General features: G+C 59.1%; 14 protein-coding genes. 1 reads left to right on the top strand and 13 read right to left on the bottom strand.

The genetic code is table 11. The features are described 5' to 3' along the window. Positions 1-1,617: 1,617 nt before the first annotated feature. The 6 genes from gyrA to VE009_RS10480 form a co-directional block, all read right to left on the bottom strand. Positions 1,618-4,068 (bottom strand): DNA gyrase subunit A, encoded by a 2,451-nt coding sequence (gene gyrA / locus VE009_RS10505; protein WP_325007342.1) that lies wholly within the window; start codon positions 4,066-4,068, stop codon positions 1,618-1,620. 25 nt (positions 4,069-4,093) lie between these two features. Next, entirely contained in the window at positions 4,094-6,082 is a 1,989-nt protein-coding gene (parE, locus tag VE009_RS10500; protein WP_325007341.1) for a DNA topoisomerase IV subunit B, read from the bottom strand. 46 nt (positions 6,083-6,128) lie between these two features. Then, positions 6,129-7,121 (bottom strand): ABC transporter permease, encoded by a 993-nt coding sequence (locus VE009_RS10495; protein ID WP_325007340.1) that lies wholly within the window; start codon positions 7,119-7,121, stop codon positions 6,129-6,131. Further along, complete coding sequence (locus tag VE009_RS10490; RefSeq protein ID WP_325007339.1) at positions 7,118-8,041, bottom strand: ABC transporter ATP-binding protein; 924 nt, start codon at positions 8,039-8,041, stop codon at positions 7,118-7,120. Before VE009_RS10490 ends, VE009_RS10495 begins: the two co-directional genes overlap by 4 nt. Positions 8,042-8,052: 11 nt before the next feature. Next, complete coding sequence (locus VE009_RS10485) at positions 8,053-8,832, bottom strand: GDSL-type esterase/lipase family protein (protein ID WP_325007338.1); 780 nt, start codon at positions 8,830-8,832, stop codon at positions 8,053-8,055. A 69-nt stretch (positions 8,833-8,901) separates the two neighbouring features. Beyond that, positions 8,902-9,492 carry a DUF421 domain-containing protein gene (locus VE009_RS10480; RefSeq protein ID WP_325007434.1) on the bottom strand — a complete coding sequence of 197 codons (591 nt, stop codon included), beginning with the start codon at positions 9,490-9,492 and terminating at the stop codon, positions 8,902-8,904. 161 nt (positions 9,493-9,653) lie between these two features. On the opposite strand from VE009_RS10480, the gene VE009_RS10475 reads away from it, so the two are divergent. After that, positions 9,654-10,160, top strand: coding sequence for a ferritin (locus VE009_RS10475; RefSeq protein ID WP_325007337.1), 507 nt, complete (start codon positions 9,654-9,656; stop codon positions 10,158-10,160). 43 nt (positions 10,161-10,203) lie between these two features. On the opposite strand, the gene VE009_RS10470 is transcribed toward VE009_RS10475, so the two are convergent. The 7 genes from VE009_RS10470 to VE009_RS10440 form a co-directional block, all read right to left on the bottom strand. Then, on the bottom strand, positions 10,204-12,147 hold the full coding sequence (locus VE009_RS10470) for a TRAP transporter permease (RefSeq protein WP_325007336.1): 1,944 nt from the start codon (positions 12,145-12,147) through the stop codon (positions 10,204-10,206). A gap of 2 nt (positions 12,148-12,149) precedes the next feature. Then, the gene (locus VE009_RS10465; protein ID WP_325007335.1) at positions 12,150-12,680 is read right to left on the bottom strand and encodes a DUF1850 domain-containing protein; all 531 of its coding nucleotides are present in this window, start codon (positions 12,678-12,680) and stop codon (positions 12,150-12,152) included. A gap of 73 nt (positions 12,681-12,753) precedes the next feature. Further along, positions 12,754-13,731 carry a TAXI family TRAP transporter solute-binding subunit gene (locus VE009_RS10460; RefSeq protein WP_325007334.1) on the bottom strand — a complete coding sequence of 326 codons (978 nt, stop codon included), beginning with the start codon at positions 13,729-13,731 and terminating at the stop codon, positions 12,754-12,756. 265 nt (positions 13,732-13,996) lie between these two features. After that, a complete protein-coding gene (locus VE009_RS10455) occupies positions 13,997-15,310 on the bottom strand; it encodes a hemolysin family protein (protein ID WP_325007333.1) in 1,314 nt (437 codons plus the stop codon). A 249-nt stretch (positions 15,311-15,559) separates the two neighbouring features. Continuing rightward, on the bottom strand, positions 15,560-16,735 hold the full coding sequence (locus VE009_RS10450; protein WP_325007332.1) for a Xaa-Pro peptidase family protein: 1,176 nt from the start codon (positions 16,733-16,735) through the stop codon (positions 15,560-15,562). Between the two features lie 73 nt (positions 16,736-16,808). Beyond that, positions 16,809-18,671: an ABC transporter ATP-binding protein gene (locus VE009_RS10445; RefSeq protein WP_325007331.1), complete on the bottom strand. Its 1,863-nt coding sequence runs from the start codon at positions 18,669-18,671 to the stop codon at positions 16,809-16,811. After that, the gene (locus tag VE009_RS10440) at positions 18,668-20,452 is read right to left on the bottom strand and encodes an ABC transporter ATP-binding protein (protein ID WP_325007330.1); all 1,785 of its coding nucleotides are present in this window, start codon (positions 20,450-20,452) and stop codon (positions 18,668-18,670) included. Before VE009_RS10440 ends, VE009_RS10445 begins: the two co-directional genes overlap by 4 nt. Positions 20,453-20,642 lie beyond the last annotated feature (190 nt).

Raw genomic sequence — 20,642 nt, 5'->3', positions numbered from 1 at the left:
TTGGACAGCAGGAACGCACTCCTTAAGATTCGGACGACACGCAACATCCCCCGCCACATGAAGGAATCCACTTCTCCCCGAAACTGTACCGCCCTTAAACTCAAACACTCGACCGAAGCAGATGATTTCACGATTACTTTAAAACACGCCTTTCCCATTGGACATTTTTGGACAACAGGAACGCGCTCTCTAAGATCCGGACGACACGCAACATCCCCCGCCATTTGAAGCAATCCACTTTCTCCCGAAACTCTACCGCCCTAAAACTCAAACACTCCACCGAGGCTGATGATGGTTTCACGATTACTTGAAGTCACGCTGTTCTCATTGGACAACTTTGGACAGCAGGAACGCGCTCTCTAAGATCCGGACGACACGCAACATCCCCCGCCATTTGAAGCAATCCACTTTCTCCCCGAAACTCTACCGCCGATCAAACTCAAACACTCCAGGGAGGAAGATGGTTTCACGATTACTTGAAGTCACGCCGTTCTCATTGGACAACTTTGGACAGCAGGAACGCACACCTTAAGATTCGGACAACACGCAACATCCCCCGCCGACAGAAGAAATCAGTCTCTCCCCGAACTGATGAGAGCAATCCACTTTCTCCCCGAAACTCTACCGCTTATCAAACTCAAACACTCCACGGAAGCAGATGGTTTCACAATTACTTGAGGATATGCCGTTCTCATTGGACATTTTTGGACATCAGGAACGCACATCTTAAGATTCGGACAACACGCAACATCCCCCGCCGACAGAAGAAATCAGTCTCTCCCCGAACTGATGAGAGCAATCCACTTTCTCCCCGAAACTCTACTGCTGTTCAAACTGAAACACTCTACCGAAGCAGATGGTTTCACGATTACTTGAAGACACGCCGTTCTCATTGGACAACTTTGGACAGCGGGGATACTTGACGAGTTTGAACGTTGCTAGCGACAGGCTGCCCCACGTGTACTTGAAGACACACAGTTCGTATCGGACGATTTTTGACAGCGGGGATACTTGACGAGTTTGAACGTTGCTAGCGGCAGGCAGCCCCACGTGGTTGAAGACACACAGTTCGTATCGGACGATTTTGGACAGCGGGGATACTCGACGAGTTTGAACGTCGCTAACGGCAGGCAGCCCCACGTGGTTGAAGACACACAGTTCGTATCGGACGATTTTGGACAGCGGGGATACTCGACGAGTTTGAACGTTGCTAGCGGCAATTAGCGCCACGTGTGCTTAAAGACAAACAGTGTAATGGACGATTATGGACAGAGGAGATGCTCCCGTGTTTGAGCAATTGCTTGCAGCAGATGGATCCCTGTGGGTTTGACGACATGCCGTTCGCATTGGACAGGTTTGGACAGCAGAAGGTTGCTGGATAAGCACTAGCCAAAGGCATCGGACAGATAGCTTCGCGCCAACTTAACGAAACGCCGTTCTCATTGGGCAGGTCTGGACAGCATTCGAATACTTCCGGAGTCACAAGTGAAAGCACGTATTAGATACGGGCATTGAAGGCTGTTCGCGCAAGTAAAAAACTTCGCTTGTTCCCCCGGTCACAAAAAAACTCCCGCGTTTCGTTAGAAACCCGGGAGTTCTTCAATTGCTTTATTAGGTTTAGCCTTCGATTTTCGGCAGAGCGACCAGCGCGATGACTTCGTCGCCTTTCTCCACCGGCACGACCGATGCGCCATGCGAGCGAAGGTCTGAGATCGGCACCCGCTCCGACGAGAAAGCGGTCGTTTTCCCGCTTCGCGTCACCGCCATGAGCGCGGCTTCTTCGCGTACGTAGACGGCGGCAATCAACATGCTGCCGTTCGGTTTGACGCGCTTGCCTTCCTTGAATTCGAACGTCGCGATGCCTTTGCCCCCGCGCCCCTGCACATTGTAGTCGGCGAGCAGCGAGCGCTTGGCGTAGCCAATGTCGGTCATCGTCAGCACTTCGCCCTCGTCGCCGAGCACCGGCGCCGCGGACACGACTTCGTCGCCTTCCCGGAGCGCGATCGCTCGGACGCCTGCGGCGACGCGGCCCATGGAGTTGACTTCTTGGCCCGAGAACCGGATGCTCTGCCCAAGCTTCGTGACGACCAAAATATCCGTCGATGCCGGCGTGTCGAGCCAGACCGCGACGACTTCGTCGCCTTCGCCGAGCTTGACGGCGGCGATCGCCTGCGTCCGGTTCGTCGCGTATTCCTTCAACTCGGTGCGCTTCACCTGTCCCCGTTTCGTAACGAAGACGAGGGTGCGCCCGATTTCCTGGATATCTTTCACAGGGATGACCGAAACGACCCGGTCCTCCTTCGCGATCGGCACGACGTTCACGAGCGCGGTGCCGTTGTCCTTCCACTTATGTTCGGGCACGGCGTGCACCGGGAGCATGAAGTATTGGCCTTTGTCCGTGAACAGCAGCAGGCTCTCGATCGTATTGACTTCCAGCAAATCCCGGACGTAATCGCCTTCCTTGAGTCCCGTCTTTTCGATCTCGCCGCCCGAACGCGTGAACGACAGCTTGCTCGTCCGCTTGATGTAGCCCTCGCTGGACAGCGTCACGAGCACGTCCTCCGGCGCGACCATGACCTCGAGCGCGACTTTAAGCTCCTCCACCTCGTCTTGAATTTCGGAGCGCCGGTCGATGCCGAACTGCTCGCGGATTTCAAGGAGCTCCTTCTTGATGACGCCGAGCAGCTTCAGCTCGCTGCCGAGAATGCCGCGCAGGTGCGCGATCAGCTTGCGCACCTCGTCAAGCTCTTTCTCGATCGACGTTATCTCGAGATTCGTCAGGCGGTACAACTGGAGCGTCAAAATTGCGTCGGCCTGCCGCTCGGTAAAGCCGTATTCCGCCATCAAATTGTTTTGCGCGTCCTGTCGGTTTTTCGACCGGCGAATCGTGGCGACGACCTCGTCCAAAATGTCGAGCGCCTTGGCGAGACCTTCGAGTACATGCGCGCGGTCCTCCGCCTTCTCCAAATCGTGGCGGGAACGCCGCGTGACGACGTCTTTCTGGTGCTCGACGTACGCGACAAGCATCTCCTTGAGTCCAAGCTGCTTCGGCGTTTTGTTGACGATCGCGACCATGTTGAAGTTGTAGTTGATCTGCAGGTCGGTCTTCTTCAGCAAGTACGCAAGGATACCCTGCGCGTCCGCGTCCTTCTTCAGCTCGACGACGATGCGCAGACCGTTCCGCCCGCTCTCGTCCCGCACCTCGGCGATGCCTTCGACCTTCTTCTCGAGGCGAATCGTCTCCATCGCCGTGACGAGCTTCGATTTGACGACGCCGTACGGAATTTCCGTGATGACGATCTGCTGGCGGCCGCCTCGGACGTCTTCGATCGCCGTACGGGCCCGGATGTACACGCGGCCGCGCCCCGTGTTGTACGCCTCGCGTATGCCGTCGGTGCCCATAACGATGCCGCCGGTCGGGAAGTCCGGACCGCGGACGATGCCCATCAAATCTTCGACGGTCGCGAACGGATCGTCGATGACCCGGATGCAGGCGTCGATCACCTCGCGCAGGTTATGCGTCGGAATTTCGGTCGCGAAGCCCGAGGAAATGCCGCTGACGCCGTTGACGAGCAAGTTCGGATAGCGCGACGGCAGCACCGCCGGCTCCTTCGCCGTGTTGTCGAAGTTGTCGCGGAACAGGACGGTTCGCTTCTCGATGTCGCGAAGCAGCTCCATGGCGATTTTCGACAGGCGCGCCTCGGTGTACCGCATCGCCGCGGCCGGATCGTCGTCCATCGAGCCCCAGTTGCCGTGGCCGTCGACGAGCGGGTGGGCCATCTTCCACGGCTGCGCCATCCGCACCATGCCCTCGTAGATGGAGCTGTCGCCGTGCGGATGGTAATTGCCCATGACGTCGCCGACCGTCTTCGCGGACTTGCGGTACGGCTTGTCCGGCGTGTTGCCGGCTTCGTACATCGCGTACAAAATACGCCGCTGCACGGGCTTCAGGCCGTCGCGAACGTCGGGGATCGCGCGGTCCTGAATGATGTATTTCGAGTAGCGCCCGAACCGATCGCCGACTACTTCTTCCAGTACAACCGGCATAAATTGTTCCAATGTACTCAAACCCATCACCCTGTCCTAAACTGATCTATTCTTCGAATTCCGTAAAATCCACGTTTTCGATGATCCAGCGCTTGCGGGGGTCGACCTTGTCGCCCATCAGCGTCGATACGCGGCGCTCCGCCTTGGCGGCGTCCTCGATCAACACTTTGTACAGCACGCGCGATTCCGGGTCCATCGTCGTTTCCCACAGCTGATCCGGGTTCATTTCGCCCAGACCCTTGTATCGCTGCAGCTCGATGTTTTTGCCGCCCATCTCGCGCGACACCGCCGCAAGCTCTTCGTCGGTATAGACGTATTTCATTTTCGTCTCGCCGCGGCCGCCCTTGCGGGTCACTTTGTACAACGGCGGGCGAGCGATATACACCATGCCCGCGTCGATCAGCGGTTTCATGTACCGGTAGAAGAACGTGAGCAGCAGCACCTGAATGTGCGCGCCGTCCGTATCGGCGTCTGTCATAATAATGATTTTGCCGTAGTTCGATTCTTCCGGCTCGAATTCCGGGCCGACCCCGGCGCCGATCGCCGCGATGATCATCCGATATTCTTCGTTCTTCATGATGTCGCCGAGCTTCGCCTTTTCCGGGTTCATCGGTTTGCCCCGCAGCGGCAGGATCGCTTGGTGGCGCGAGTCGCGCCCCTGCTTCGCGGAACCTCCGGCCGAATCGCCTTCGACGATGAACAGCTCGTTGCGCATCCGGTCCTTCGACTGCGCCGGCGTCAACTTGCCGCCAAGGTTGCTGCCCTCGCCCTTGCCCTTCTTGCCGCTGCGCACTTCCTCGCGCGCCTTGCGGGCCGCCTCGCGCGCTTTGGCCGCCTGCACCGCCTTCTTGACGAGCATTTGGGCCACCTGCGGATTTTCCTCGAGGAACACCGCGAGTTTGTCGGACACGATCGCGTCGACGGCGCCGCGCGCGGACGCGCTGCCGAGCTGGTCCTTCGTCTGCCCGACGAATTCGACCTCGCCCATCTTGACGTTGATGACGCACATCATCCCTTCGCGCAAATCCGCGCCTTCAAGGTTTTTATCTTTCTCCTTGAGCAGCGTCGTCTTGCGCGCGTATTCGTTCATGATCCGCGTGTACGCCGTCTTGAAGCCCGTCTCGTGCGTGCCGCCGCCCCGCGTCGGAATCGAGTTGACGAACGACGCGATCGTTTCGGTGTAGCCGTCGTTGTATTGGAAGGCTACCTCGACCTCGATGTCGTCCCTCTCTCCGAAGAAATGGATGCAGTCGTGCAGCACCGTCTTGTCCTCGTTCAAGTACCGCACGAATTCGCTGGCGCCGCCGGCGTATTCGAACGTCGCCTCGTTGCCGGAGCGCTCGTCTTTCAGGACGATTTTGAGCCCCGAATTGAGGAACGCGAGTTCCTGCAGCCGCTCGGACAGCGTATCGTAGTTGATCGTTACGTTGCCGTGGAAGACGCGCGAATCGGGCTTGAACGTCACCTTCGTGCCGGTCCGCTTCGTCGTGCCGACGACTTCGAGACCGGTCACCGGCTCGCCGACATGCTCTTTGCCCGCGTCGTCGACCCAATATTCGAAACGCTGCTTATGAATTTTCCCGTCGCGGTGGATTTCTACCTCGAGCCACTCCGACAGCGCGTTCGTCACCGAAGCGCCGACGCCGTGGAGACCGCCCGACTTTTTGTATCCGCCGCCGCCGAACTTGCCGCCTGCATGGAGCACGGTAAAGACGACCTGCGGCGTCGGCACGCCGGTTTTGTGCATGCCGGTCGGGATGCCGCGCCCGTTATCCTCCACCGTAACGGCGTTGTTTTTATGAATCGTGACCGCGATGCGGTTCGCGTATTTCGCCAAATGCTCGTCCACCGCGTTGTCGACGATCTCCCACACCAGATGGTGCAGGCCGGACGTCGTCGTGCTGCCGATATACATGCCGGGACGCTTGCGCACCGCCGTCAAACCCTCGAGCACCTGAATGTCGTCGGCGTCGTAGCCTGCCGACCCATCAGGCGTCGCGGGCGCGCTAGAGAACAAATCGATTTGTTCGGCCATGGTGTTCCCCCTCACGATCTCAAGAGCAAAACAATTCTGCCTTATTTTAGTTCATAACGTCCCTATTCGTAAACACCGCGAATGAAACCGCGACCGAAACGAGCGCCGTCGCCGACAAAACCGCCAGCGAAAACGGCAGCGTCATGCCCGGAATCGGCGGCATTTGACCTGCCAAATAGGAGACCGTGTTCAAATTGACCATGAAAAAATATTTCGCGTGTTCCCAGCTCGACGCCATGTTCGCGAGGATCGAACCCGCGATCAATAGCGCAAGCAGGATGCCCATTCCCGCCGCCGTGCTGCGCACTAGGACGGAAATCATCAGGCTCAGCGCCGCGACCGTCATGCACGAAAACCAGACGAGGCCGAGCGTCATGAGCAAATATTGCCACTGCTCGACCGCGTGCACATGCGTCGTGTCGACGCCGGCGGCGGACACTTGGAAGCCGACCAGCACGGGGACGCGCCAGCCGGAGTAGCCGAACGCGGCGCCGGAGATCGCATACGCGAGCGCGGCGGCCGCGACCACCGTCAGCGTCACGTACAGCGTCAGCGCGGCGTATTTGCTGGCGAGCACCTTCCAGCGCCGCACCGGGCGCGTCAGCAGCAGCTTAATCGTGCCCTGCGCCTGCTCCGACGAGACGAGATCGGCGCCGATCACCATCACCATAAGCGGCAGAAACAGCCCGACTGCGTTCTCCGCGAATTCGCGGGCGAACGTCACGCCGCTCGGCGCGCTCGGGTCGATGCCGTGCTCGAGATGGTACTCGAGCCGCTGCACCTCGACCCGCAGCGTCCGTTTCCACTCCTCGGGCACTCTCGGGCTCACGATCCGATTGTTGAAGTCGTGAATTTGCTGCTCCGCCCGAATGCGCCAGTCGTCGGTGCCGCTTTGCTTGCGAAAGCTTTCCGCCGCTTTCCATTGCGCGTATGTAAAAATGGGTATGAGAACGACGAGCAGCGCGACGATGACCCAGAACCGTTTTTTCCGCCATACCTTCAGCGTTTCGTTGCGAACCAGCGGCAAGAAGCCGATCACGCGCCCTCCCCCTCCGTTATGGCCAGGAACAGATCTTCCAGCGCCGGCTTCAGCACCTCGATGCCGCGCACTTCGACGCCGGCGTTCACCAGCCTGCGATTCCATTCCGGGACCGCCTCCTCCGCCATGCGCACCGCGACCGTCTCCGGTCCGGTGCGCTCGGCCTCGCCCGCGGCCGCCAGGACGGCGTGCGCTTCATCCGCGGAGCCCGTCCTCCAGATGACGCGGGGCGCAAAGCGCGAGAGCAGCGCGTCGACGCGATCGACGGCGAGCAGCCGCCCTTTGGACAAAATCGCGACGCGGTCGCACATGAGCTCGATTTCGCTCAGCAAGTGGCTCGAGACGAACACGCCGACGCCTTCCCTCGCGAGCCCTCGAATGAACTCTCTCAGCTCCTTAATCCCCTGCGGGTCGAGTCCGTTCGTCGGCTCGTCCAGAATGAGCAGCTTCGGCCGGCCGAGCAGCGCTTGGGCGATGCCCAGCCGCTGACGCATGCCGAGACTGTACGTTTTCACCTTGTCGTGAATGCGCGCCTCGAGGCCGACGAACGCCGCCACCTCGCGAATGCGCGGCTCGCCGACGCCCGGCAGCATCGCGGCGAAATGCTCCAAGTTTTGCCACCCGGTCATGTACGGATACATTTCCGGATTTTCCACGATGCAGCCGATCATCGACAGCGCCTCGAAGTGCTCCCTTCGCACGTCCTTGCCGCCGCACAGCACCCGCCCCTCGCTCGGGCGGATCAGATCGACGAGCATCCGAATCGTCGTCGTTTTGCCGGAGCCGTTCGGCCCGAGAAAGCCGAACACTTCCCCCGCGAATACGTCGAAATTGAGATCGCGGACGATCTCTTTCCCCTTAATTCGCTTCGTCAGCCCGCGGACCGATAACACGGGCTCTCGCGTTTCGTTCCACGCCATTCCGCTTCCCCCTATTCGATCAGCGCCGCCAACCGCTCGGCGATTCTCGCGTAGCCTTCGTCGTTCGGATGATATCGATCCGAAGCGAGCTTGCGCTCCGTTCCGTTCTCGAACAGATCGAACGTCGGCACGAACGTCATCGCCTCGAACGATTCGATCGTCTCGAACGCGGCCATGTTCCACGCCTGGACCGCTTCCGTCGTTCCAGCGAACTCGTCGTACGCGATGAACGGATTGTACAAGCCAATGTAGTACACGTGCGCCTCCGGCGCGGCGCCGCGAACGGCCGCCAGCAGCTCGCGCAGCTCTTCCTGCGTTTCGGGAATACCGGAGACGAACGATGACGCGTCGATCTCGTCACCTACGGAAAACAAGTCGTTGCCGCCCGCGGTCAGCACGACGACGTCGGCGATCGCAAGCGCCGCCGCGATCCCTTCCCGCTCCTTCACGTCTTCGAGAATGCGGTCCGTCGTGTAGCCGTTCTGCGCGAAATTGCCGGCGACGTGCACCGGGACGTCGGCGTGCTCCTCGAGGAGCGATCTTACTCTCCCGACGTAGCCTTGTCCCGTCGAATCGCCGAAGCCGTACGTCAGCGAGTCTCCGAGCGCCGCGATCTTCAATGCCCCGTCCGCGCCGGCCATCGGCGTCTCCGGCGCGCGGGCGGCGGGCGGCGCCGCCCCTTCGGGCAGCATGACCGTCTTCACCGCGTACGCGAAGCCGAAGACGAACAGCGCCGTGAACGCGACGCCGCACAAGGCGATCGTCCTCCACAACCATCTCGAACGCTGCATGTTCTTCCCCTCCGTCGCGCTTGCTTTCTTATTCAGAGTAAGCTAATTTGCCGCCCGCGCGCAAATCGGCTATTCCAGCGAACGCGGAATGTCCTTTTCCGGATGGCCCGATTCCGCCGTTTCCCGGAACAGCGGCGGAAGCTCGCGTTCGCCGGATTCGGCCGGTTTCGCCGCAAAATAAGCGTCCAACGCTTCGCGCAGCGACTTCGGCGTGAGCGGCCGATATTCCGGTTTCGGCAGCACCGCGACTTGGCCGTTCGATTCGACCGTCGCCGTCTCGATCTCCTCGAAACCGCCGTGGCCCATCTGCCTCAGCCGCATTTCGAGCTGATCGACGGTCATGCGCATTTTTTTCAGATTGCGGGGTAGCAATTTGCCGTTCTCGACGACGAGCAGCGCCTGACCGCCGAACAATTTTTCCACCCATGGAAATTTGAGCTGCAGCTTCTCCACGAGTATGAGCAGCAACACGATAATGAATGCGCTGCCGATCGTTTTCCAAATGTTTTTCTCGATGAAGGGCTGTATGATGATCGACCCGATCGAAATCATGATGACCGTCGTCGGGATCGTCATCTGCGAAATCGACTTTCGGCCGACGAGGCGTAGAAGCACGAATCCCGTCAGCGTCATCAGCACCGCCATCCAGATCCAATCCATCCCCTTCACGCGGTTCGAGCCTCCCTCTTTTTCCCTATAACGTACCCCGCCGCATTGGAAAAAAATCGCCTCCCGCTCTCGCGCCGGACGCATAGCGACCTTTTGCAGTGGAGATGATTCTTCGTGTACAATGAAACGAAAACTAGGGGAGGCGAGACCTGATGTTAAGCGATAACTTATTACAAGCGTTGAACGAACAAATGAACTACGAGTTTTATTCTTCCCAAACGTATTTGTCCATGGCGTCGTATTGCGCCGCGGAGGGCTTCGACGGATTCGCGAATTTCTTCGAGGTGCAGGCGGAAGAAGAGAAGTTCCACGCCATGAAAATTTATCGTTTTATCAATACGCTGGGCAAACGGGCGATCGTGACCGGCATGAAAGATCCTGTCGTCGAATTCGACTCGATCCGGGACGCCTTCGAGAAAGGCTACGCGCATGAAAAAGAAGTGACGCGGCGCATTTACGGCCTCTCCGATATCGCGCTGAACGAACGCGAGCACGCGACGATGCACTTCCTGAAATGGTTCATCGACGAACAGGTGGAGGAAGAAGCGCTGTTCGACAATATCGTACATAAGCTGAAATTGATCGAAAAAGATTCGAACGCGTTCATCATGATGGACGCCGAATTCGCCAAGCGGACGTTCACGCCGCCGGCGGAATAAAAGAAGCCGGGCACCCCGCACCTTCGGGACGCCCGGCTTATTTTTATGCGTTCGCTTGCTGTTTCGCGCGTCGCGTATCCACCCATTGCAGCGCGACGAGAAGAGCCAGCGAACCGAGGCCGATCGAATCGGTGAGCCAGCCCGGGACGATCAAAAGCAGTCCCGCCGCGGCGGACCATACGCGCTCCCAGACCTTAAGCGGCCGCAGCCAGAAGCCGATGAGGGCTGCGCTGACCCCGAACATGCCGGCGGTCGCCGTCAGCGCCACGAACAGCGTCTCGTACCATGCCGCGTCGATCAACAGCAGCGCCGGCGACAACACGAACACGTACGGGATCAGGAAGGCCGCGATCGCCAGCTTGCTCGACTGCACGCCCGTCCGCATCGCCCCGCCGCCCGATATGCCCGCCGCCGCGAACGCGGCCAGCGCCACCGGAGGCGTAATGTCGGCGACGATCCCGAAATAGAACGTGAACATATGCGCCGCCAAAATCGGCACGTCGAGCTGAATCAGCGCCGGCGCGGCGATCGTCGCCGTAATGATGTAGTTCGCCGTCGTCGGCGTGCCCATCCCGAGCAAAATCGAGGAGAACATCGTCAGAAGCAGCGTCATCAGCAGCACGCCGCCGGACAAATCGATAAGCCCGTTGGCGAACTTAAGGCCCAGACCCGTCAGCAGGACGGTGCCTACGATCATGCCGGCCGCCGCGGTCGCCGCGACGACGCCGAGCGCGGACCGCGCCCCGTTGCGCAGCGTCAGCACGAAATCCGCGATCGACATGCGGGTGTCCGCGCGGAAGAAGCTGACGGCGATGCACGCAGCGATGCCGTACAGCGCCGCGCGGATCGGCGACGCGCCGAACATAAGCGATAGAATGACGACCAATATCGGCGCGAGCAAATACGATCGCTTCAGCACATCCCACCGATCCGGCATCTCCTCCTCGTTCAATCCGCGCAGGCCGAGCCGCCGCGCTTCGAAATGCACCATGATCCAAATGCCGGTGAAATACAGCACGGCAGGGATCGCGGCCGCCAGCGCGATGCTCCAGTAGTCGACGCCGGTAAATTCCGCCATCAGGAACGCCGCGGCGCCCATGATCGGCGGCATGATTTGCCCGCCCGTCGACGAAGCCGCCTCTACGGCGCCGGCGAACTCCTTCTTGTACCCCATCCGCTTCATCATCGGAATCGTGAACGAACCCGAAGTGACGACATTGGCCACGGAGCTGCCCGAGATCGTCCCCTGCAGGGCGCTAGAGAATACCGCTACCTTCGCGGGACCCCCGACGCGCCGGCCGGCGATCGCCAGCGACAGCTCGTTAAAATACGCCCCGACGCCGGTTCTCTCCAAGAACGCCCCGAACAAAAGAAATAAGAAAATGTATTTGGCGGACACCTGCAGAGGCGTTCCGAAGATCCCCTCCGTCGTGAAATACATTTGACTGACGACCCGCTCCCAGCTGTATCCGCGGTGCTGCAAAAATCCTCCGAGATAATCGCCGAACATCGCATACAGCAAAAACAGCGTCGCGATGACGACGATCGGGATGCCGACGACGCGCCGGGCCGCTTCTAAAATCAATATAATGACGACGGCGCCCACGAAATAATCCAAGGGCGAATAATTGCCGATACGCTGCAGCAAGGCGTCAAAGTTATACACCCAGTAGCCGGCCGCCGCAACGGCGATCCCAGCCAAAGCGAAATCGTAAGGCGCGACCTTCGTCCTGGCGCTGTTTCTCGTCGCCGGGTACAGCAAAAACATCGCTCCCAGACCGAACGCCAGATGAATCGCCAAGTGCATTTGCGCCGGCGGCGCAGGCCGAATCGAAAACACGACCTGATACAACGAAAATGCAACCAGCCAAGCGCCGACCAGCCAGCCCAGCTTTCCGCCAAGCTTGCGGTATCTCGACTCCGGATCGTACGCGGAAAGCAGCTCGTTCGGATCCGCCGGCGCCGCCGTTTGATTCGTACTCGTCATAGTTACCTCCTCTCCGTCGCGTGAAGCAAACGCCAAACGGACAATTTTTTGATTTCAATGCGCACGCGGCTTCCCGGTTCGCTCACATTCGCCAGCGGAACCGATACCCCGTCCGCGATTAACTCGTGATTAGCGACCTTCTGTCCGATGCGCAGTCGGATAACATCGAACGTACGGCCGAACGATTCGACGATCAGCTTGCCGTCTTCGATGCGGAACCGCTGCCCCGGCTCCGCGCCGGACGGATTGCCGACGCCGTACGTCTCGTACACGACCCGCTCCAGTACCATGACCGAATTCGCATCGATGCGGTACGTCTCCTCCACCGGCGTTCGATGCACCGAATGGATGAAGCGGATGCCGAACGTGTCGCCAGGGCGGACGGACACGGCGAGCGCGAGCTCGTTCGTCTCCTCCTCGGTTACCGTTAAAGACAGCGTGAACGGCCAAAAAAGCAGCAGACATGCAAGGGACGCCCCCGTCAAAAGGAGCGCCGCCAAGCGGAAGCGGCGTTGCCGCATAGAATCGAGCATCGAAGATCCCCGCTTCCCGAAAAAGAGAGGAGGCCGCGCCCCCTCTCTCCGCGATACATTTATTATAGCCGAGTTACTGAATTCCCGCTTCTTTGAAATATTTCGCGGCGCCCGGGTGAACCGTCAGGCTGACGCCTTCCAGCGCGCCCTCCGCCTTGATTTCGCCGCCCTTCGCGTGGACGGCCGCCATCGCGTCCAGGTTCTCGAACAGCGATTTCGTCAGGTTGTATACGAGATCTTCGCTCAACTCCGAACGAACGACGAGCTGCGCTTTCACCGCTACGGTTTTCACCGTTTCCTCGAAGCCCGTGTACGTGCCGCCTTCGATCGTCTGCTCCGCGTAATACGGATACTTCTCGATCAACGCCGCGATCTTGTCGTCCGCGATGTTCAGCACGCGTACGCCCTTCGTTGCCGCGAGCTCGGTGACGGCGGACGTCGGGGTGCCGGCCGTGACGAACGCGGCGTCGAGGGTGCCGTCTTGGATGTAGCTCGTCGAGTCGCCGAACGACAGACGCTGCACTTGGCCGAGATCGGCTTCGCTCATGCCGTGAATTTCGAGAAGCTGGAGCGCGTTCGCTTCGACGCCGCTGCCCGGCGCGCCGATGGAGACGCGTTTGCCTTTCAAATCTTCGAAGCTTTGAATATCGCTGTCCGCCGCGACGACGACCTGCACCGTCTCGTTGTACAACGAAGCGACCGCGTTCAAGTTTTCGACCGCGCCGCTTTCCGAGAACATGAGAATGCCTTTGGAGGCGTAATCCGCGATATCGCTTTGCACGAATGCGAGGTCGACGTCGCCGTTTTTAATCAGCTGCATGTTCTCGACCGAGGCGCCCGTCACTTCCGCCGTCGTATTGACGACATTGTCCGTGAAAATTTGCGCCATGCCGCCGCCGAGCGGGTAATACGTGCCCGATGCGCCGCCCGTCGCGATGCTGAGCGAGCTCGGATCGCTGCTGCCGCCGCTGCCGCCGCCGCCGGAGCATGCCGCGAGCGCGCCGAACGCCGAAACCATAAGTACTAAGACCGCCTTTTTGTAACGCTTCATAGAATCATTCCTCTCTTTTTTCAACATATTAAACCAAAACCTTTCAGTTATCAATAAATCTGATAATTAAATTAATTCGTGGTCAATTCTGATATCGTTTTCATATATAGGGATTGAAAAAATTGACCTTAGGTAATATAATATTCGATTTCCTTATATATATGACATCATCTGTAATCTTCGCCTTCCGATGCCTTGACGTAACCGAAACGCCCCGCGGGGTGGACGCTTCAAGCGGCTTCCCTGCGGGGCGACGTGTGATGGTTTATGAGTGCTGGATTTGAGGCAAACGGCGAACCGTCACTTTGGCGATCCGCATTTCGTCGACTTGGGACACGGTAAATTCGACGCCGCCGCAAGAGAAGGATACCTCTTCGTGCGTCTGGGGTATTTTTCCCAACTCCCCAATGATCCATCCGCTCAGCGTATCGTATTCGTCTAACGGCACATCGATGTCGAACAGTTCTCGCACGGTGCGCAAGCTCGTCGTTCCGTTCACGACGTACGTCGACTCGTCGATTTTCTCGATCTCTTTCTCCACTTCGTCGTGTTCGTCGTAAATATTGCCGACGATCTCTTCGAGCAAATCCTCGATCGTCACGATGCCGGCCGTGCCTCCGTACTCGTCCACGACGACGGCCAAGTGAATTTTATTGGTCTGCATTTCTTTCAAAAGCTCGTCGGTGCGCTTGCTTTCGGGAACGTAAAACGGCTTGCGCATGAGCCGAGAAAGCTCCACCGGTTCGACGAGTTCCGCTCCGATGTACTGGAACAAGTCTTTCACGTGCAAGATCCCCACGATGCTGTCGATATTTTCGTCATACACGGGAAACCTCGTAAACTTCTCCCGATTGATGAGCTCGGCCGCTTCGCGAAGCGGCGTGTCGACCGACAAGCCGACGACGTAACGGCGATGCGTCATAATGTCGGAAACCGTTTTGTTATCCAGTTCGAAAATGTTGTTGATCATGATCTTTTCGTTTTCCTGGATTGCGCCGTTCTCTTTCCCGATATCGACCATCATGCGAATCTCTTCCTCGGTCACCTGCTCCTTTTGCGCATTCGGGTCGACCCCGAACAGCCTTACGAGCGAATTCGTCGAGACGGTCAACAGTTTCACGAACGGAGCGGAAACCTTGAGCAGCAGCGTCAGCGGCACGGCGGCGAACATCGCGATCGGTTCGGCTTTGTTCATGCCGAGCCTTTTCGGAACGAGCTCGCCGAACACGAGCGTAAAATACGATAATACGATCGTAATGAATACGACGGCGATCGCGTCCAGCGTTCGGATCGGCAGCGGAACCCCTGCCTCGTACAACAAGTCTGCGAAAGGTCCGGAGAACTGGTCCGCGGCAAACGCACTGGCCATAAAGCCGGCAAGCGTAATGCCGATTTGGATCGTGGCTAAAAAACGGCTCGGTTCACTAAGTAGATGCTGCAGCAGCTTTGCTTTCTTATGTCCCTCTTCGGCCATCGTCTTGACTTTGTTGTCGTTGAGCGAAATGAGCGCGATTTCCGAAGCGGCGAAGAAAGCATTCAGTACGATCAGCAAGATTAGAATAATGAATGCGGTGAACAAATCCCTATCCCCTTCTTTTTCCAAATTAATATGCGGGTCGGTTGATTCGTTCACTCACTCGGTCAATTCGAACATGGTGCCGTTCCTGTACTTTACTCTAATCAATACTGGGGGAATCGTCGCTCTACTGTCCGCTTCCCCGGGCTCGTCGTCCATCGGTTTCCCTCCCGGTTACGTAATTAACAATATATTATACACGAAATTTTGGAAAAACCGAAACGCGGCGCCGTTTTTTCGCCCTAGAGACGCTTAAGGTTCGATGCGCCACAGCCCCTCCGGCGAAATCGTCAGCTTCTCGAAGCCGTCTTCCGTGATCGCGTACGAATTCTCGATCCCGACGACGCCGCGGCCGGGGAACGTAAATTTCGGCTCGATCGCGAGCACCATGCCGGGGGCGAGCTCGGTTCGGAAGCCGCGCGCGAGCACCGGCCACTCGTCGATTTCGAGGCCGATGCCGTGCCCGACGAACTTGACCGCGTCCTGGCCGAACCCCATATAGTGCTCTGCGAGGCCGAATTCAGCCGCCATCGCAACCGACCGCTCGTACAACTCCTCGCATACCGCGCCCGGCTTCAGCATCGATTCTATCTCGCGAAGAATCGCCTCCGACGCGTCGTACGCGGCCGCGAGATCGGCCGGCAGCTCGCCGATGACGGCCGTCCGCGTCTGGTCGGTGACATAACCGTCTACGTTGCACCCGATATCGAGCAGAATCGGTTCGCCCGCTTCGATCGTGCTCCAGCCTGCACCCTTCGAGAACGCGGGATGCAGCCCTTCGCCGCCGGCCGGACCGTCGAACGCCGACGGCTTCGCGACGGCGGCGCCGCTCGCCGCGATGCCGGTCACCAGCTCGGCGCCCGCCGCCCGGACGCGCATCAGCCCCAGATGCCCGCGGCGGCGCAGCGCATATTCGATCTCGGCGAGCAGCTCGATCTCCCGCATGCCGGCCTTCAGCTTCGGCAGCGCCTCCCGCAGCGCTTCGTCGACGTTGCGCGCCGCCCGGCGCATGCAGTCGAGCTCCTGCTCGTCCTTCGTCATGCGCACCGCGCGCACGAGCGCGGAGCCGTTCGCCCACTCCGCCTCCGGCAGCGCCGCGCGCAGCCGCTCGAATCCGTCGACGACGAGCGTGTCGAACGCCGCCGCCAGCTTGCAGCCCGATCCGAGACGCGGCATCGCCGCCCCGACGCGATCCTTCCACGTCTTGAGGCTCCCGAGCGGCTCCACGCGCACCGCGCCCTCCTCTTTCGCCCTCGTGACGCTGCGGCGCACGAAAAACACCGCTTCCCCGTCCGCCGGGACGACCAGAAATCCGCTTTGCATCGTGCCGGTAAAATAAAAATTGTCGACCGGGTGCGTGCCGACGAAGCCGTCCAGCCCCTCCGTTCGCAGCTTGTCCTGCAGCCGCTCGATTCGTTGGTTATGCATTTTGTTCCGCTCCTCCTTCGTTATATATGGATGACGAAAGCCCGGGAAGTCGCCTCCCCAGGCCCGGTTCGCATCAGCCGACTTCCTCTAGAAAACGGTACTGCGCTTCGATAAGGCCGCAGTATTCGCCCTTCACCCGCATCAGCTCGTCGTGATTGCCCTGCTCCACGATGCGGCCGTGGTCGAGCACGACGATTTGATCCGCGCCGCGAATGGTGGACAGACGGTGCGCGATAATGAACGACGTCCGGCCGTGCAGCAGCTTCTTGAGCGCCTTTTGGATGTTCGCCTCGGTTTCCGTGTCGATGCTCGCCGTCGCTTCGTCCAAAATTAAGATGCGCGGGTCGGCAAGCAGCGCGCGCGCGAACGAGATCAGCTGGCGCTGCCCCATCGACAGCACGTTGCCGCGCTCCTCGACTTGCGTATCGTAGCCGTTCGGCATGTTCACGATGAATTCGTGCGCGCCGACCGCCTTCGCCGCCTCTTCGATTTCCGCGTCCGTCGCGTCCAACTTGCCGAAGCGGATATTTTCCCGGATCGTGCCCGAGAAAATGAACGTATCTTGCAGCACGATGCCGATCTGCGAACGCAAACTTTGAATCGTGACGTCGCGTATGTCGATGCCGTCGATGCGCACTTCGCCGCCGACCGGATCGTAAAACCGGCACAGCAGGTTGATGAACGTGCTCTTGCCCGACCCCGTGTGCCCGACGAGCGCGATCGTTTGTCCCGCTTTCGCTTCTAAACTGACGCCTCGCAGCGCGGGACGGTTCTTCTCGTATTCGAACACGATGTCGCGGAACGAGACGTCGCCGCGGATCGGCGGCATCGTCTTCGCTTCGCGCTTCTCCGCCACGGTCGGCTCCTCGTCGATGAACTCGAAAATTCGCTCCGACGACGCCATCGCGATGAGCAGCTGCGAATACATCTGGCCGAGCCGGTTGATCGGTTCCCAGAAGTTGCCGACGTACGTCGCGAACGCAAGCAGCAGACCGAGCGTCAGCTCCCCGCTTTGGATGAGCCCTGCGCCGTAGAAGAACAGAATGAACGTTCCGATGCCGGCGGTCACTTCGATAAGCGGGTTGAACGCCTGGTTCATCATCGACGCGAGGTCCCACGCTTTGCGGTTCGAGGTGTTCATTCGGTCGAAGAATTTCATGTTCTCTTTCTCTTGCGTATACGCCTGCGTCACCTTGATGCCTTGAATGCTTTCGTTCAAATGCGCGTTAATGCGCGACTGCTTCATCCGCACGTCCTGCCACACGCGGCGAATCCGTTTGCGGAGCGACGTCGACAGGAAAAACATGATCGGCACCGTCACCATGATCGCGAGCCCGAGCTTGACGTTCAGCGCCAGCAAAATGATGATGATGCCCACCAGCTGCACGCAGTCGATCAGGATGTTGACGACCCCGTTCGTAAACAGTTCCTGCAGCGAGTTGACGTCGTTCGTGATGCGCACGAGCACCGAGCCGGCGGGCCGCTTATCGAAAAAGCGGAAGCTGAGCTTCTGAATGTGCCGGAACAAATGCGCCCGGAGATCGAAAATGACCCGCTGCCCGATCAAGTTCGTGAATCGGATCCGGTAGTACCCTGCGCCCCACTGCACAAGAAACAGCGCGGCGATCGCGCCGCAGTACGTCCAAAGCTGCTGCATGCTTTGATCGCCTTTCGGTCCGATCTCGTCGACCGCGAGCCCGATAAGCAGCGGCACGAGCAGCTTCGTGATCGTGCCGAGCACCATCATGACGATGATGACCGGCAGCAGCTGCCGCGCATATGGTTTAATATAGGAGGCTAGCCGTCTGAATTGGCCCCAGTCGAACGGCTTCTCCATCACCTCGTCGTCTTGGTAGACGAATCGTTCTTTCTCCTTCGCTTCCGCCGCGGCGGAGGCCGCCGCCCCCGGCCGCTCCGCCTTCGTGTTCGTCGTCATCCGTGCGCCACTCCCCGCTCCGACATCCGTTTCGCCGCCACGTCCGGATGATCGGCATATTGAATATCGTACGTCTCGCGATACCGCCCCGGCTGCGCGAGCAGCTCCTCATGCGTCCCGCGCTGCACGACGCGGCCGCCGTCCAGGACGAGAATTTCGTCCGCATGCCGCAGCGACGAAATTCGGTGCGCGATGACGAACGTCGTCCGCCCTTTCATCACTTGCTTCAGCCCTTGCTGGATCACGTGCTCCGTCTCCATATCTACGGCGCTCGTCGCGTCGTCGAGCAGCAGCACCTTCGGGTTTTCGAGCAGCGCGCGCGCGATGGCAATACGCTGCTTCTGCCCCCCGGAGAGCCCCATGCCGCGCTCCCCGACGATCGTGTCGTAGCCTTCGGGCAGCTCCATGATGAAATCGTGCGCCTGCGCGAGCTTCGCCGCTTCGATGATTTTGTCCATCGGCACGTCCCGCTGCCCGTACGCGATATTGTTGCGAATCGTGGACGAGAACAGGAACGTTTCTTGGAACACAATCGCGATTTGCGACCGCAGGCTCTCCAGCGTTACGTCCCGGATGTCCTTTCCGTCGAACGTGATGCGGCCGTCCTTGACGTTATACGCCCGCAGCAGCAGCTGGAACACCGTCGACTTGCCGGAGCCCGTCGGGCCGAGCAGGCCGATGACGGAGCCGGGCTTCGCGTCCACCGAGAAATCGATCAATGCGGGCGCGCTTTCCGGGTACGCGAACGTCACGTTGTCGAAGCGGATGTGGCCCTTGGACTCTTCGTCGGTCAAATCCGCCGCGCCCGGTTTATTTTTCACGTGAACGTACTGGTTAAGAATTTCGAGCACGCGCTCGCCTGACGCCTTCGACTGCGTATATTGGTTGATGTGGAACCCGAGGCCCCACAGCGGACCGATGATGTACCAGATGAGCGAGAAGAACGCGAGCAGCTCGCCCGTCGTCATTTCCTTATTTACGACCATCGCGCCGCCGACGCCGAGCAGAATGACGATGCTGAGGTTCGCGAGCACTTCCATGATCGGGAAGTACCGGGCCCAGATGAACGCCGTGCCGGTCAAGTTGTCGCGGAAATGTTCGTTGCGCGCCGCGAACTTTTCGACCTCGAACGCCTCTCTCGCGAACGACTTGACGGTGCGCACGCCGGTGATGTTCTCCTGCACCGCCGTCGTCAAATCGGACATCGATTTGCGGATTTCGCGGAACGCCGGATGAATTTTCGACTCGAACCGGAACGCCGTGAACACGAGGAACGGCATCGTCACCAGCGTAATGAGCATGAGCTTCCAGTTCAGCGACGTCATCATCGCCGCCCCGAAGCCGACCATGAGGAACAGGTTTAAAAATTGAGGGAACCCGAAGCCGATAAATTGACGGATGCCGTCCAGATCGCCCGTCAGCCTCGACATCAGATCGCCCGTGCGCGCTTTATCGTAATATTGGAACGATAAGTACTGCAGTTTTTCATACAGCGCTTTGCGGAGATTGTATGCCACCCGGTTGCCGAGCCGCCCCCCCGAAAAGCCGTGCAGAAATTGGAAAAGCGCTTTCACCAAAACGACCCCAAACACCGTCAATGCGACGAACGGCACCTGGTCATAGTTCCCCAACATGATGACGTCGTCGACCAACACCTTCAACATGTAGGGATATACTAGACCAAGCGCCGTTGAAATCGCCAAGCATCCGATCGATGCCATCGCCAGATACTTTAGTTTCCCTGGCCAATAAAAACTTCGTAGCTGTTTAAAAACCTCCATGCCGGATCCCCTCTCGCCCGCCCGCCTCAAGCAAGCTGTTGTGTAACGTTTTCGAACCTTAGTGCAGTTTAGCACCGTGTCACAGAACATTCAAAAAGGGTATTCCGGCATATATTGGTTTATTTTCGCTTATTTCCACAAAATGTTCGCACAACAGGAACCATTCATTAAAATCTTCCGTTTTCGAGCG

This window comes from Paenibacillus sp., assembly GCF_035645195.1.
GTDB lineage: Bacteria > Bacillota > Bacilli > Paenibacillales > YIM-B00363 > Paenibacillus_AE.
Note: the sequence above shows the minus strand (reverse complement) of the source record. Positions and strands in the feature narration are given on the sequence as shown.

Coding starts and splice junctions, on each gene's coding strand:
- VE009_RS10445 (WP_325007331.1), bottom strand. CDS start 18,671: ATGACGACGAACACGAAGGCGGAGCGGCCGGGGGCGGCGGCCTCCGCC.
- parE (WP_325007341.1), bottom strand. CDS start 6,082: ATGGCCGAACAAATCGATTTGTTCTCTAGCGCGCCCGCGACGCCTGAT.
- VE009_RS10480 (WP_325007434.1), bottom strand. CDS start 9,492: ATGGATTGGATCTGGATGGCGGTGCTGATGACGCTGACGGGATTCGTG.
- VE009_RS10465 (WP_325007335.1), bottom strand. CDS start 12,680: ATGCTCGATTCTATGCGGCAACGCCGCTTCCGCTTGGCGGCGCTCCTT.
- VE009_RS10475 (WP_325007337.1), top strand. CDS start 9,654: ATGTTAAGCGATAACTTATTACAAGCGTTGAACGAACAAATGAACTAC.
- VE009_RS10460 (WP_325007334.1), bottom strand. CDS start 13,731: ATGAAGCGTTACAAAAAGGCGGTCTTAGTACTTATGGTTTCGGCGTTC.
- VE009_RS10470 (WP_325007336.1), bottom strand. CDS start 12,147: ATGACGAGTACGAATCAAACGGCGGCGCCGGCGGATCCGAACGAGCTG.
- VE009_RS10450 (WP_325007332.1), bottom strand. CDS start 16,735: ATGCATAACCAACGAATCGAGCGGCTGCAGGACAAGCTGCGAACGGAG.
- VE009_RS10490 (WP_325007339.1), bottom strand. CDS start 8,041: ATGGCGTGGAACGAAACGCGAGAGCCCGTGTTATCGGTCCGCGGGCTG.
- VE009_RS10440 (WP_325007330.1), bottom strand. CDS start 20,452: ATGGAGGTTTTTAAACAGCTACGAAGTTTTTATTGGCCAGGGAAACTA.
- VE009_RS10485 (WP_325007338.1), bottom strand. CDS start 8,832: ATGCAGCGTTCGAGATGGTTGTGGAGGACGATCGCCTTGTGCGGCGTC.